The organism is Endobacterium panacihumi, from assembly GCF_050847465.1.
In the GTDB taxonomy this organism is placed as follows: domain Bacteria; phylum Pseudomonadota; class Alphaproteobacteria; order Rhizobiales; family Rhizobiaceae; genus Neorhizobium; species Neorhizobium panacihumi.
Map to the genome: position 1 here is coordinate 1 of NZ_JBOZRA010000004.1, position 13,335 is coordinate 13,335.

Here is a 13,335-nt window from a genome sequence, read left to right on the forward strand (position 1 = left end):
AGCCCGGTCTACGTCATCAACGCGCAGAACTGTGTTCATTGCAAGACCTGCGACATCAAGGACCCCAACCAGAACATCAACTGGGTGCCGCCGCAGGGTGCGGAAGGCCCGGTGTATCAGAACATGTGACGACGCGGATTGATGGGCTCTTAGTAGTGATGGGATTGCGAGAGAAACAATGCTAGCTGACCTTGAACTTGCCAAACGTGCGTGCCAAGAGGAGCGTTTTATTGATCCGGTGACCCGAGCGATGGGGTTAGCTGTGACCCTCTGGGACTGGTTTCGGAACCGTTTCAAAAAAACATTTACACCAAACGTGTGAAATAGCAGGTCGCCGGTTCGAACACTTTCAAGACCTGCATTATTCCACACTTCGGGTCGTTCAGCTCCCAAACGACTGGCGACAGATTCTATTGTTGCTTTGGCAGGTATGCGTATGCTCCTTTGGCGATATGTCTTCTTCGCTAATACACGAGCTTGCCGCTGTCTGACCCAAAAAACCGCCATACTGGCGCCAAGTATGATCGCGCGAGAAGGGCGTCGCCGCGATCTGTTCAAGAGTACGGCGCGCGTGGACGGATCGCTCGTGAGCCAGTTCGGCGGGAGGGCCGGGTCGGGCGTCGGTCAATGCCTGTGAGACGGCAACGATAGCAGCGCCAAGACCAATCGCCAGACCCTGCGATGACATGGCATCGCGACTTAATTCCGCATCGCCGATCAGAATGGCGCAGGCGCCGGCTTCCGCCCATTGCAGCGAAGTCGGGCCGCTTCTGCCCTTGGTCATCAAGAGATCGCCGGCGGTGAGGTCGGATACAATCCATGGCGCGAAGCTGGCAATCCGGTCGCGCGCATCGTCCCAGTTGCTCTTATGGCCGTGGCCCACCACGCCAAGGCATATGCCGTTACGATTGGCGACTCGATAGACATAGCCATTCGGACCGGCAGCAAGTGCAAGACCCTCGCGCGCTGGACCGACCCCTGCGAAATGAAACGAGCGCGCGACGATGGGTTGGGTGGGCCGCCAGCGTTTCCGCGCGCTGATCGCGCGCCGGCCGGTTGCATCGAAGACAATCGCGTCGCTGGCAATCGCCTCGATGCTTGCGGCCGAAACAGCCTGCGGCTCGATCCGGATTCGGGCGCGCTCGGTCAGCTTCGCCAGCGCCGCTTCGAGGTTCGGTCGGCTGATGGCGGCGTAGGGCGCTGCGGGTAAGATGATCGGGTGATCCTCCTCCCGTTGTAGGCATTTCGACGCGAACAACCGTTCGACGCCAAGCAGGGCGGGTGCCACGCCGAACTCGACCAGCAAGGCAATGACCTGAGACGGCACGCATTAGATATGAGGGCGAAGGCCATGGTTGCGACGGCCATCATTGGCCGGAGGCATCTGATTGGTGAAGACGCTCACGTCTCGACCTAAGCGCATGGCGTGAAGTGCGGCCAGCAACCCGACTGGCCCGGCACCCAGGATGACCACCGGTTTTGCCCGAGACATACGAAAATCCTTGCGAGACTGCTCAGGGAGGATCGATCGGCTTGAAGCGATCGTCTGCCAGATCATCGAAGACCACGAGGAATCTTTTGGCCGCGACGGCGTGGGCGAGGGGATCGATCTGCCCTGAAGCTGACATTGATGCCTGATGGCACAGGCACCATTCGCGGCCTCATGCCTTCCGTATCCGTGGCCTGGGCGATAAAGGTCGATCACATGTGCATCACAAGCATGATGGCCACGAGAAGCCTGCGGTTCACGGATGTGAATGGCAGTCTTCAGGCTTGGGGCGGCGAAAAAGCCGATCTGGTTTTTAGCCAGTAAATCGCAAGATCCCAAAACAGTTCGCGGATAGCTCCCTTCATGCCGCGGCAAAGTGGGGCCGCCGGTCCAGATCGGCGGCCCCACTTTTCTTTGTCACATGTTGATCAGGCAGCAGCAAAACACAGTCGTCGCATGAGAAATAGAGGCTAGGTTCAGGGGACTCGAATAGGACCGTCAGGCTTGGGAACCGTAGCCGTAACTGCTGGCTGCCATCAGGACCTGCGCATAAGGTGAGTGGGCCTTCTGTGCTCCGATATCGGCAGGTGTCAGTTCATCGACGAACTGACCATTCTGCATGACGAATGCGCGGTCACACATATGGGCGACAACCGAAAGATCGTGGCTGACAAGTAGGAATGTCAGGTCTCTCTCCTCGCGCCGATCGGACAGCAAATTGAGCACTTCTGCCTGAACACTCACGTCCAGTGCGGAAGTCGGCTCATCGAGAAGCAGGATCGGCGGCTCGACGATCAGAGCACGGGCAATTGCCACGCGCTGGCGCTGGCCGCCCGACAGTTCGTGCGGATAACGATCGGCGAAGCTGGCCGGTAGGCCAACCTCTTCCAGTGCCCGCTCGATGCGCGCGCGATCATGCGCAAGCCCCATGCAGCGGGCAGGTTCGGACAGGGCCCGTCCGACGCTGTGCCGCGGATGAAGTGACCCGTAGGGATCCTGAAACACCATCTGCGCCAAGCGCAGGTCATCCATGGTCCGGCTCTGTCGAACACTGCGACCATCCATGCCGAGTGATCCTGTCCAGCCGTTTTCAAGTCCGACGATGCAGCGCAGCAGCGTTGATTTTCCGCAGCCGGATTCGCCGACAATGCCGACACTCTGTCCCCGCTCGACGGTGAACGATACACCGCGCACGACGTGGTTGGCGTCTTTTCCGCTGCCATAGGTTACGTTGAAATCCTTGACCTCGAGCATCAGTGTCCTCCCTGCAGGCTGGCAAAGGTTGCGCGGTCCGGCACTTTCAGCCTGCGAACCGGATTGAGCGGGTCGGGCATGGCTTCCACCAGACCGCGCGTATAGGGGTGCCTGGCATCCGAAAGGCGCGACAGTTCCTCGACGATGCGCCCGCGATACATGACGGCGATCTGGTCGCAGAAGGCCGAAACCATGCGGATATCGTGGCTGATGAGGATGAGGCTCGAACCGTTTTCTCGCACCAGTCCGTCGAGAAGTTCCAGCACTTCGCCCCGCACGCTGACATCGAGCGCGGAGGTCGGTTCATCGGCGATCACCAGCCCCGGCTTTGCCAGCAGCATGGTGGCGATCATGACGCGCTGGCCCATGCCGCCGGATATCTGGTGAGGGTAGCTTTTCATCACCCGGTCGACATTGCGGATCTTCACACGGTCGAGCATGTCGCGCGCCGCGGCCCAGGCGGCCGCGCCTTTGAGCCCTTCGTGCAGGATTGCCGTTTCCGACACCTGCTGGCCGATGGTGAGGACAGGATTGAGCGAATAGCGCGGGTCCTGCATGATCAGCGCGATATTGCTGCCCCTGAGGCTGCGCAGTTCCTTCTGCGAGGCGGACAAGAGGTCCGTCTGTCCGAAAAGCAGTGTGTCTGCGGTCACGCGGGCAGTCGGCGGCAGAAGGCGCATGATGGCCCTGCCGACGGTGCTTTTGCCGGAGCCGCTTTCACCCACCAGGCCGAGCTTGCCGCCCTTCAGCGAAAAGCTCACATCACTGACCGCTGCAATAGAGCCGGAACCATAACGGATCGAAAGGTTCTGGACTTCAAGGGAATTGAGCTTCGTGTTGGTCGCATTGGCCATTCTCATGCCCTCCCGTGGCGCGGATCGAGGATGTCGCGCAGCGTGTCACCCACGACGTTGAGCGAAAGGCTGGTCAGAAGAATTGCGAAACCGGGCATCATCGGAACCCACCAGAAGTCCAGAATGAACCGGCGACCGGCCGAGATCATGGCGCCCCATTCCGGAAGCGGCGGCTGCGCGCCAAGGCCCAGGAAGCCGAGGGAGGCGGCCGTGAGGGTGATCGTCGCCATGTTAAGCGTCAGGCGCACGACCACGGAGGGAATGCACATGGGGGCGATATAGTAGGACATCATCCGCAATGGGCTGGCACCATAAAGACGAGCTGCGGCGACATAATCCATGTTGCGTACGACCAGCGCTTCCGCGCGGGCAAGGCGGGCGATGGGCGGCCACGAGGTCAGCGAGATGGCGATGATCGCGGTGTTGAGGCCCGGGCCGATGGCTGCGGCAAAGGCGAGCGCCAGAATGAGCGAAGGGAAGGACAGGACGATATCCGTCGCACGCATGAGAATGGCGTCGATCCGCCCGCCGAAATAACCGGCGACAACGCCGATGACGAGGCCGACAGGACCGACGATCGCGGTGATGGAAAACACCGTGCGCAGGGTAATACGCGTGCCCCAGATGAGGCGGCTCAGGATATCGCGGCCGAACTCGTCGGTGCCTAGCCAGTGCACGGCGGATGGCGGTTTCAGCGACATCGCTAGGTTTTGCTGCACTGGTGAATAGGGGGCGAGCAGGGGAGCGAAAATCGCAACCAGCAGCAGCAGGCCGAGAATGATGAAGCCGAACAGTCCGAGCGGCTCATGTCCGAGCTTGCGGACAAATGTGCCGACGGAGGCAAACCGGCTGCGGGGAGCCGAGGTTTCGGTCAGGGAAGAAGCGGCGCCCATGTCAGCGTGCCTCCCGTGTTCTGGGATCAAGAAGGGTGTAGGCCATATCCGCCACGAAGTTCAAAATCATGAAAATGCATCCGATGATGATGGTGGAAGCCAGAACGGCATTCATGTCACCGATGGTCAGGGCCGAGGTCATGTATTGTCCGAGGCCTGGCCAGGAAAATACGATCTCGGTGACAACCGCTCCCTCGAGCAGGCCGCCATAGGAAATGGCGAGGATCGTCACGAGCTGTACGGCGATGTTCGGAAGAATGTGCTTGAACAGGATACGGCTGCCGCTGGCGCCCTTGGCGAGCGCGGCGATGACGTAGTCCTGACCCAGCTGCTCCAGCGTGAAGGAGCGCGTCATGCGGGTAATGTAGGCCATGGCCGCATAGGCAAGCATCGCGGCCGGCAGGGCCATGTGCGAGATGGCGTTCCAGAAGATGTCGCTGTTGCCCGCCAGAAGGCTGTCGATCAGGATCATGCCTGTTCGCGTTGGGATGAGGTCTTCGTAATAGACGTCGAGGCGACCCGGGCCACCGGCCCAGCCGAGGATCGCATAAAACAGCATCAGTCCCAGAATGCCGAACCAGAAGACCGGTATCGAATGGCCGACCAACGATACCAGACGCGCAAGCTGGTCGATCCAGGTGTCGCGCTTGAGTGCCGCGGCAAGGCCGAGCGGCACGCCCAGTATGAAGGACAGGATAATGGCGAGCGTCGCCAGTTCCAGTGTCGCCGGAAATGCCAAGGCAATGTCGTCGACGACGCGATTTCCGGTCAGGATCGCGATGCCGAGGTCACCCTGTGCAAGGCTGACGAGATAACGCCAGAACTGGATCAGCAGGGGCTGGTCGAGGCCGAGACGTTCCCGCATGGCCGCATAGGCTTCAGGGCTGGCCATTTCCCCGACGATGGCGCTGACCGGATCTGTCGGCAGTACACGTCCAATGATGAAGGTGACCGCGATCAGCACGAAGAGGCTCAAGATCAGTTGCCCGACCTTCCTGCCCAGCGAGAGAGCAATATCCACGTTCCAACTCCCAATCAGTCTTTTTTGCTAACGTTTTCGAGGCGCGTGGCGTTGAGCGGGTGGCCGACATATCCCTGCACGCGATCGCTAACGGCCACCGGTGTTCTGCGTTCGAACATCGGGAACACAGCCGGAGTCAGGGATGCAAAGGTCTCCTGCATCTCCACATACATTTTTGAGCGTGCGGCCGGGTCGGTCTCTCGCATGGCGGTTGCCGTCAATTTCGTGAGTTCGGGAATATCCCAGGCCGAGCGCCAGACGAAATTGCCTGCATTGTTTGCCTTGGCCGAATTGTCCGGATTGGACGAAAACTGCTCCATGGCACCCAGAACATTGGTCATGTAGGCGCTGGTCTGCGGGATCAGCAGGTCGAAATCCCGTGCGCGGTGCATGGAAACGATATCGGCACCGGAACCCTGGATGACCTCTGCCCTGATGCCGACTTCCGACAGGGATGCCTGCACGGCAGTTGCCAAGTCGACGCGTGGCGGCTGTGCGATCGTCTTGATCGTCAGCGGCTTATCTGGCGAATATCCGGCATCCGCAAGCATCTGCTTTGCGACGGCAGGATCATAAGCCCATTCCTTCGGATCCGGTATGGCATCCTGAAAGCTCACTGGCACGGGAATGTGCCGGGCAGGGCCGTATGGTCCCATGATGCTTTTTTCGATGGCTGCAAAATCGATCGCCTTGAAGATCGCCTCACGCACTTTCGGATTGTCGAGCGGCTTGCGGCTGGCATTCATCGCCAGAACGAAGAAACCTCCGGTCGGAACCTGCTGGATGCCAGCCGTCGGCGATGACATGAAATAGTTGACGTCATTGGCCGAGAGTGCAGCGGCGATATCGGCGTCGTTGCGATCGAGCATCAGGCGCTGGACCTGACTTTCCGCCACATGGCGCATGATGACGCGCTTGAGGGGAGGGGCGCCACCCCAGTAATTCGGACGCGACGACATGATGACCATCTCGTTCGGCGTCCAGCGATCCAGCTTGAAAGGCCCGGATCCGGCAGAACGTGTTCTCAGCCATCCATTGCCCCAGTCGCCGGCATCGACATGCTGCTCAACGATCTCGCGGTCGACGATGCTTGCAGAAACCTCGGCGAGACGAAAGAGGAGGAGATCGCCGGCCATCTCGCCGGTGAGGTCGAGACGGACCGTATGGTCGTCCTCGGCGTGAACCATGCTTTCGATGTTGTCTGCACTGTAGCCGGCGGTCGTGTATTTGTTGGCGACGGCATAATTCAGCTTCATCAACCGTGTCATCGACCAGACGACATCCTTGGCGGTGATACTACGACCCGATGCAAAAGAGATGTCTTTTCGCAGTTTGAAGATGATGGCCTTGTCGGTCACCTGCCAGCTTTCGGCCAGCTGCGGCACAAGCTTGCCATCCGCCGTTGCCGCCAGCAGGCGGTCATAGAGGTTGGCCATGATCTCGGTGCTGGTGGAATCGCTGTTTTGATGCGGATCAAGCGAAATCACCAGCGAAAGCGAGGTCGCGTAGACAAGCGTGTCTTTCGGTGTTTCCGCCTTGGCGTGATCGGCGGGTGCCCCGAAAAAGGCTGTGGACGTCATGAAAATCGCGGCGACGCAACGGACAAATGATGTCGTCAAGGTCTCCTCCCTATTGACTCTACTCATATGATGTCTTCATATCGAAATAGTACACAAAGTATGATGTGTCTACTTCAATTCCTCATTTCGAAAGCGGTTCATGTCGACCGACAACACAATTCACCAGTCAGCAAGTTTGCGCAGGAAGCCTCGTCTGGCTGACACTGTGAAGGCCGCGCTTGCGGCGGATATTCGCGATGGTGTCTTTCCTGTCGGGTCTAAATTGCCTGCGGAGCCGATGCTGATAGAGCGGTTCGGTGTCAGTCGTACTGTGATCCGCGAGGCTGTGGCGGAAATGAGGGCGTCCGGCCTGGTTCGTCCGGTGCATGGTGCAGGCGTTTTCGTCGAAGGCCGAAAGGGTCTCGACGCGGAGGCGGTGCTGACGGTCCATGACCTTCAATCCGTCCCGCAAGTCATCGAGATGCTGGAATATCGCGCCGGGCTTGAATGTCAGGCTGCGATGCTGGCGGCCGCACGCGCAACGCCGGCGGAAATTTTTGCGCTTCTCGAGGCTCATGAGCGCATTGAGGCCCTGGTTCGCGACAGGAGAATGTCATTCGAGGCGGATCGGGACTTTCATATGGTCATCGCAAGAGCCACCCATAACCAGCTTTTCCCAAGAGCATTGCAGGCTGTCGGGGCAACAGAAATTCCCTGGTCGCAACTGGCAAACCGGTCGCTTGAGCGGGATGAAAACAATTTCGAACTCGTCGTTGAGGAACACCGGGCGATTGTCGAGGCAATCGTGAAACATTCACCGGATATGGCGCGCAAGGCCATGCAATTGCATCTGGTCAATTCCCAGCGTCGCTACGAGGCATTTGCTAGGGCAGCGATCTCGGGCCTGGGTCTGGCACCCCTGGCTGCCGGGGATGGCGGCAGCAGATGACATTCTAAAACATCAAGAAGGAGGATCATTCATGTACTTGGGCACGCAACTCAGGGCGCGAACGGACGCGGACTACAGCGTCATGAAACAGCTGGGCGTCGATCACGTCAGTGCCGATCCGGATGGCCCATGGCGCTCCTGGGACAGGCCAACGCTCGAACGTTTCCGCGAAAAGCTCGAGAGTTTCGGGCTGACATGGGACATGCTGCTTCTGCCGATGTCATCCTCCGGCGTGCTCAAGACCGGATGCCCGGACATCGTAACGGCCGGTCCCGATCGTGACGAGCAGATCGACGCCATCTGCAGGCTGATCGAAAACTGCGCTGCCGCGGGCGTTCCGGCGGTTCGCTACAATTTCAATTACATCGGCATTCCACGCACGCCGATGGAGCCGGGTCGCGGCGGTTACATGGCCGAGGCCTTTCGCTGGGATCTGGTCGATCAGAACGAACCGGGGCCTGTCGGCAACCTGTCGGAGGAAACGATCTGGGAGCGCATCGATTATTTCCTTGCCCGCGTTGTGCCTGTTGCGGAATCCGCGAATGTGCGTCTTGCCTGCCATCCGCATGATCCGGCGACGCCGGCCGGCTACAAGGGCGTGACACGTGTGCTGGGGTCGGTCGAGGGCATGAAGCGTTTCGTCGGCATGCATGAAAGCCCGGTCCATGGGCTGAATTTCTGCATCGGTACACTTGCAGAAATGCTGGAGGACGTGTCCGAAGCACCTGCGGTCACGCGCTGGTTCGGCGAGCGCGGCAAGCTCATGAACATCCACTACCGCAACATCGTCGGAAAACGGTATGGTTTTCGCGAGAGCTTCCCGGATGACGGCGATGTCGACATGCCGGCAATCATCGATGCACTGCGTGACACCGGCTACAAATACATGGTCATGCCGGATCATGCGCCAACGCTTGCCGGTGATAACCAGCAGCAGGTGGCCTTCGCATTCTGCTACGGTTACATCGCCGCATTGCTGCAGACCCGCACTTAAATCCAGTTTCATTTGGCGGGGAGGGCAGACTGATGCCCGACCCGCACCAATCTTATCAAAGGTGTGCTATGTCTTCCCTGCGTGAACTGCGCATTGCCGCGCAATCTGCCCCCATTACCGATATTCTGCTTTCCGCTTTCTCCGCCGATAGCGAACCGCTGCATGTCGTTCTTGAGCCCGGCGTGCACCATTGCGGTGGCCTGCGCCTGCGTTCCTTGGTGACACTTGAAGTCTCTGAAGGTGCTGAACTGCATTTCCTCTCGGATTGGGCGGCTTATGCCGACACCACGGTTTCGATCGTGGCCGAGGAAAGCAACCGTGCAATGATCGTGGCCACAGGCCAGAACGATATTGCCGTGGTCGGCAAGGGCCGCATCGTCTGCAACGGCTCCACCGCCTTCTCAAATGGTGACGATGGTGAGATGGGTACGCTTGTGGCGGTGAAGGACCGGCCGCGGCTGATGGTCATCGATGGTTGCCGCAATGTCCGGGTTGCCGGGCTGGAAATCGACGATTCGCCAATGTGGACCCTGCATTTTGCAGATTGCGAGAATGTCGAGGTGACCGATGTTTCTGTCGACAACAACCGCCGTATGCCCAACACGGATGCGGTCGTCATCGACGGCAGCCGTCATGTCCGTCTGGAGCGTTGCACACTGCGTACTGCAGACGATGGGGTCGTTCTGAAGACCACGCGCCGTGATAACGGTGTTCTCACCGGCGCCTGCGACGATATCGTCGTCAAGGATTGCGTGGTCGAGAGCCATTCCTGCGCATTGAAGCTTGGAACGGAAAGTTTTGCGCCCTTCCGCAACATCACGTTCGAAAACATCAGGCTCGAAGGTTCCAACCGTGGTCTCGGCATCTTTTCGCGCGATGGCGGTATCGTCGAGAATGTCCGCTTCTCCAACATTACCCTCGACTGCCATGAAACGCCGGCAGGTTACTGGGGCTCAGGCGAGGCCGTCACCATCAACACGATCGATCGGCGTCCCGAAGAGGGTCCGGCGGGTTACGTGCGCGGCGTGCTGATCGAAAACGTCAAGGGTTCGATGGAAGGTGCGATCAACATCGTTGCCCAGCGCGAAGGCGACATTTCCGACATCACCCTGCGCGACATCGCTCTGGCACAGGTGCCCGGCGCGCTCGGTACCGGCCTCAACTACGACATTCGCCCCACGCCCGCGGATCGTTTCGAAAACTTTCCCGATGACCGTTCGGTCGGTCGCGTCAATGCCTGGCGCTTCGGTGAGGATGGCAAGATCATCGGCCTCATCGAATATCCGGGTGGCATGCCCGGTGTCTTTGCGAAGGGCGTAGGCGATCTGACGCTCGAACGGGTGGAGATCACCCGGCCTGACCCTCTTCCGACAAAGTGGAACGAGAACCTGGTGGTGCAGAACTGAGGTTCTTCGCCGATCTGATCGTCGGTTTTAAATGGTGAGGAGACATTATGAGCGTTGGCAACGGCTACCTTCATCCGGACAGATTGTTCCCCGTCGATACCTCGACCAGGACGATTGCACGCGATCTCTACGAAACGGTCCGTGATCTTCCAATCGTCAGTCCACACGGACATACGGAACCGTCTTGGTTCGCGGAGGACAAGCCGTTCGAGGATGCGGCCTCCCTGCTGGTGATCCCCGATCATTACGTTTTTCGCATGCTCCACAGCACGGGCACAAAACTGGATGATCTGGGTGTTCCGCGGCTCGATGGCGGGCCGGTGGCAAGCGGTCGCTCCATCTGGCGGGAACTGGCGGCGAAATACCATCTTTTCGATGGCACGCCGTCCAGTCTCTGGGTCGATCACGCCATGTCGGCGGTTCTCGGGTGTGACGAGCCGCTGACGCCGGAAAACGCCGACAGGCTTTACGACCGGATCAATGAACAGCTGGCAAAGCCAGAATTTCGTCCCCGCGCATTGCACCAGCGGTTTGGCATCGAAACGATCGCCACGACGGAAGGTGCGCTGGATGATCTCGTGCATCATCAGAAGCTGGCGGATGACGGCTGGATCGGCAAGGTGCGCACCACCTATCGTCCCGATAGCGTGACCGACCCCGATGCTGCGGGCTTTCGCGACAATCTGATCAGGCTTGGCGAGTTGACGGGATGTGATGTCACCCGTTGGGACGGCATGATCGACGCACATCGCGTCCGGCGCGCCTTTTTCCGGCAGTTCGGTGCCACGGCGACCGATCACGGCGTGCCGAGCGCCTTTACTGCCGATCTGATTGGGGTCGAAAGGCAGGCGCTGCTGGACAAGGCGTTGAAGGGCGCTCTTTCCCCTTCCGACGCTGAATTGTTCCGTGGCCAGATGCTGACGGAAATGGCAGGCCTGTCTGCGGAAGATGGCATGACGATGCAGATCCATGCCGGTGCGCGCCGCAACACCGACAGGACATTGTTCGAGACACGCGGTGCCAATATGGGCGCAGACATCCCCGGCCGAACCGACTGGGTCGGCGGGCTCTCGGCGCTCCTGTCGAAACACGGCCATGCGCCAGGCCTGCGCATTCTCCTCTTTACGCTCGACGAGACGACCTATTCCCGCGAGCTTGCGCCGATGGCCGGTCATTGGGAATGCCTGATGATCGGGCCGCCATGGTGGTTCCACGACAGTCCCAACGGTATCCGCCGTTATCTGAACACGGTCGTGGAAACGGCGGGTTTTGCCAATCTGGCGGGCTTTAACGACGACACCCGAGCCCTGTTGTCCATCCCGGCACGTCACGACGTCTGGCGTCGCGAGGTTTGCCGCTTCATCGCCGAACTCGTTGTCGAGCATCGCATCTCGAAGGCGCGGGGCGAGATTGTCGCTCACGCGCTGTCCTATGGAAATGCAAAACAGGCCTACAAGCTGTGACTGAACGACTGACGAAGATCGATGGCGTCCACGCGATGGTGGAGCGCCCGGGTTATGATCGCAACCGATTGAAGACCGGTATTCTTCATCTCGGGCCGGGCGCCTTCTTTCGCGCCCATGTGGCGGCCCTGACGGAGGCCGCCATCCCCTTGTCGGAAGGGGATTGGGGCATCGAAGTCGCAAGCCTGCGCACGGCGCAGGTTTGCGACGACCTCAATGCCCAGAACGGCCTTTATACCGTTTTGACCCGCGACAGCGTCGGCACGACCGCGCGGGTTGTCGGCGGCGTGACGGGTGCCCATGTGGCGCTCCGCGATCCCGAAATGCTGCTTCGGCGCCTTGAAGATCCGAATATCCGCATCGTCAGCCTGACGGTGACGGAAAAGGCCTATGGTCTGGATCCGGCCACGGGTGGGCTGGACGAGCGGAACGAAGCCATTGCCGCCGATCTGGTTCAAAGGCACGCTCCGACCAGCGTGATTGGCTATCTCGTGGAGGGCCTCGATCGCCGTCGCAAGCAAGGTGTGGCGCCCTTCACGCCGTTGAGTTGCGACAACTTGCCGAGCAATGGCGTGGTGCTGAAGCGACTGGTGCTCGATTTTGCAAAGCGGGTCGATCCCGAACTTGCGACATGGATCGGCGACAACGTGTCTTTCCCGTCCACGATGGTCGATCGTATCACGCCGGCCAGCACCGAAGAGACCTACAATGATGCAGCGCGCCTGACCGGTTATGCGGATCACGCAGCGGTCGAAACGGAACCTTTTGCGCAATGGGTGATCGAGGATCGTTTCCCCGGCGGCAGACCTGCCTGGGAAAACGTGCCGGGCGTCCTGATGGTCGCCGATGTCGCGCCTTATGAAAAGATGAAGTTGCGCATGCTGAACGGTACACATTCGCTGCTGGCCTATCTCGGTTACCTGCGCGGGCATGAGTTTATCCGCGACGTGATGGAGGATCCCGAACTGGTCCTGATCGCGCGGCGTCACCTGCGCGTGGCGGCGACGACACTTGATGAGCTGCCGGGTTTCGATCTCGCCGCTTATGCCAAACAGCTGATCGAACGGTTTTCCAACAAGGCCATAGCGCATCGAACCTACCAGATCGCCATGGACGGAAGCCAGAAGTTGCCGCAGCGCCTACTGGAGCCGGCGATGAGCGTGCTGGACCATGGCCGTCAGGGTGAAACCTATGCCATCGGTGTCGCCGCGTGGATGCGTTACGCGCTGGGAACCGACCAGAACGGCAGGGCCTACGATATACGCGACCCGCGTTCCGACGAGATTGCCAGACAGCTTGAAGGTGTGGAGTTTTGTGCTGAAGCGATCGCGGCTCGTCTGTTCGAATTGCCCGGCCTCTTCTCCCGTTCGCTGCGTGAAAACCTTCCCTGGCGTCGCCTTGTCTGTGCGCATCTCGAACGGATCATGCCGCATGTCGACCATTAATCCGGTTT

Annotated in this window: 13 protein-coding genes; 7 read left to right on the forward strand and 6 right to left on the reverse strand. The window is 59.8% G+C overall.

Annotated elements, in window-relative coordinates; translation table 11 throughout:
* The coding region (locus ACRQ1B_RS18150; RefSeq protein WP_432295780.1) for a 4Fe-4S dicluster domain-containing protein at positions 1-129 on the forward strand (129 nt) is incomplete at its 5' end.
* 253 nt (positions 130-382) lie between these two features.
* Here ACRQ1B_RS18150 and ACRQ1B_RS18155 read toward each other — a convergent pair.
* On the reverse strand, positions 383-1,306 hold the full coding sequence (locus ACRQ1B_RS18155) for a hypothetical protein (RefSeq protein WP_432295313.1): 924 nt from the start codon (positions 1,304-1,306) through the stop codon (positions 383-385).
* A 160-nt stretch (positions 1,307-1,466) separates the two neighbouring features.
* Between ACRQ1B_RS18155 and ACRQ1B_RS18160 the strand changes: the two genes are divergently transcribed.
* On the forward strand, positions 1,467-1,619 hold the full coding sequence (locus ACRQ1B_RS18160; RefSeq protein WP_432295315.1) for a hypothetical protein: 153 nt from the start codon (positions 1,467-1,469) through the stop codon (positions 1,617-1,619).
* 368 nt (positions 1,620-1,987) lie between these two features.
* Here the strand turns inward: ACRQ1B_RS18160 and ACRQ1B_RS18165 are convergent, their stop codons facing one another.
* Genes ACRQ1B_RS18165 through ACRQ1B_RS18185 form a run of 5 tightly spaced genes read right to left on the reverse strand, consistent with a single transcriptional unit; the run spans position 1,988 to position 7,091 of the window.
* Positions 1,988-2,743 (reverse strand): ABC transporter ATP-binding protein, encoded by a 756-nt coding sequence (locus ACRQ1B_RS18165; RefSeq protein WP_432295316.1) that lies wholly within the window; start codon positions 2,741-2,743, stop codon positions 1,988-1,990.
* Positions 2,743-3,597, reverse strand: coding sequence for an ABC transporter ATP-binding protein (locus ACRQ1B_RS18170; RefSeq protein ID WP_432295318.1), 855 nt, complete (start codon positions 3,595-3,597; stop codon positions 2,743-2,745). The genes ACRQ1B_RS18165 and ACRQ1B_RS18170 overlap by 1 nt, the downstream gene beginning before the upstream one ends.
* Before the next feature lie 2 nt (positions 3,598-3,599).
* Positions 3,600-4,490: an ABC transporter permease gene (locus tag ACRQ1B_RS18175; protein ID WP_432295319.1), complete on the reverse strand. Its 891-nt coding sequence runs from the start codon at positions 4,488-4,490 to the stop codon at positions 3,600-3,602.
* A gap of 1 nt (position 4,491) precedes the next feature.
* A complete protein-coding gene (locus ACRQ1B_RS18180) occupies positions 4,492-5,511 on the reverse strand; it encodes an ABC transporter permease (RefSeq protein WP_432295320.1) in 1,020 nt (339 codons plus the stop codon).
* 14 nt (positions 5,512-5,525) lie between these two features.
* Positions 5,526-7,091 (reverse strand): ABC transporter substrate-binding protein, encoded by a 1,566-nt coding sequence (locus ACRQ1B_RS18185; RefSeq protein WP_432295781.1) that lies wholly within the window; start codon positions 7,089-7,091, stop codon positions 5,526-5,528.
* 139 nt (positions 7,092-7,230) lie between these two features.
* On the opposite strand from ACRQ1B_RS18185, the gene ACRQ1B_RS18190 reads away from it, so the two are divergent.
* The 5 genes from ACRQ1B_RS18190 to ACRQ1B_RS18210 all read left to right on the forward strand — a co-directional run bounded on the left by ACRQ1B_RS18190 (position 7,231) and on the right by ACRQ1B_RS18210 (position 13,327).
* Positions 7,231-8,019 carry a FadR/GntR family transcriptional regulator gene (locus ACRQ1B_RS18190; protein WP_432295321.1) on the forward strand — a complete coding sequence of 263 codons (789 nt, stop codon included), beginning with the start codon at positions 7,231-7,233 and terminating at the stop codon, positions 8,017-8,019.
* A gap of 31 nt (positions 8,020-8,050) precedes the next feature.
* Positions 8,051-9,013 (forward strand): mannonate dehydratase, encoded by a 963-nt coding sequence (locus tag ACRQ1B_RS18195; RefSeq protein ID WP_432295322.1) that lies wholly within the window; start codon positions 8,051-8,053, stop codon positions 9,011-9,013.
* A 68-nt stretch (positions 9,014-9,081) separates the two neighbouring features.
* Positions 9,082-10,419 carry a polygalacturonase PglB gene (gene pglB, locus ACRQ1B_RS18200; RefSeq protein ID WP_432295323.1) on the forward strand — a complete coding sequence of 446 codons (1,338 nt, stop codon included), beginning with the start codon at positions 9,082-9,084 and terminating at the stop codon, positions 10,417-10,419.
* A 47-nt stretch (positions 10,420-10,466) separates the two neighbouring features.
* Entirely contained in the window at positions 10,467-11,882 is a 1,416-nt protein-coding gene (gene uxaC / locus ACRQ1B_RS18205) for a glucuronate isomerase (RefSeq protein ID WP_432295324.1), read from the forward strand.
* Entirely contained in the window at positions 11,879-13,327 is a 1,449-nt protein-coding gene (locus tag ACRQ1B_RS18210; RefSeq protein ID WP_432295326.1) for a mannitol dehydrogenase family protein, read from the forward strand. The genes uxaC and ACRQ1B_RS18210 overlap by 4 nt, the downstream gene beginning before the upstream one ends.
* Positions 13,328-13,335: the final 8 nt, after the last annotated feature.

Excerpts from the sequence above, each read along its gene's own strand:
- ACRQ1B_RS18160 (WP_432295315.1), top strand. The coding sequence starts at position 1,467 with ATGACCACCGGTTTTGCCCGAGACATACGAAAATCCTTGCGAGACTGC.
- ACRQ1B_RS18165 (WP_432295316.1), bottom strand. The coding sequence starts at position 2,743 with ATGCTCGAGGTCAAGGATTTCAACGTAACCTATGGCAGCGGAAAAGAC.
- ACRQ1B_RS18170 (WP_432295318.1), bottom strand. The coding sequence starts at position 3,597 with ATGGCCAATGCGACCAACACGAAGCTCAATTCCCTTGAAGTCCAGAAC.
- ACRQ1B_RS18175 (WP_432295319.1), bottom strand. The coding sequence starts at position 4,490 with ATGGGCGCCGCTTCTTCCCTGACCGAAACCTCGGCTCCCCGCAGCCGG.
- ACRQ1B_RS18185 (WP_432295781.1), bottom strand. The coding sequence starts at position 7,091 with ATGACGTCCACAGCCTTTTTCGGGGCACCCGCCGATCACGCCAAGGCG.
- ACRQ1B_RS18190 (WP_432295321.1), top strand. The coding sequence starts at position 7,231 with ATGTCGACCGACAACACAATTCACCAGTCAGCAAGTTTGCGCAGGAAG.
- ACRQ1B_RS18195 (WP_432295322.1), top strand. The coding sequence starts at position 8,051 with ATGTACTTGGGCACGCAACTCAGGGCGCGAACGGACGCGGACTACAGC.
- pglB (WP_432295323.1), top strand. The coding sequence starts at position 9,082 with ATGTCTTCCCTGCGTGAACTGCGCATTGCCGCGCAATCTGCCCCCATT.
- uxaC (WP_432295324.1), top strand. The coding sequence starts at position 10,467 with ATGAGCGTTGGCAACGGCTACCTTCATCCGGACAGATTGTTCCCCGTC.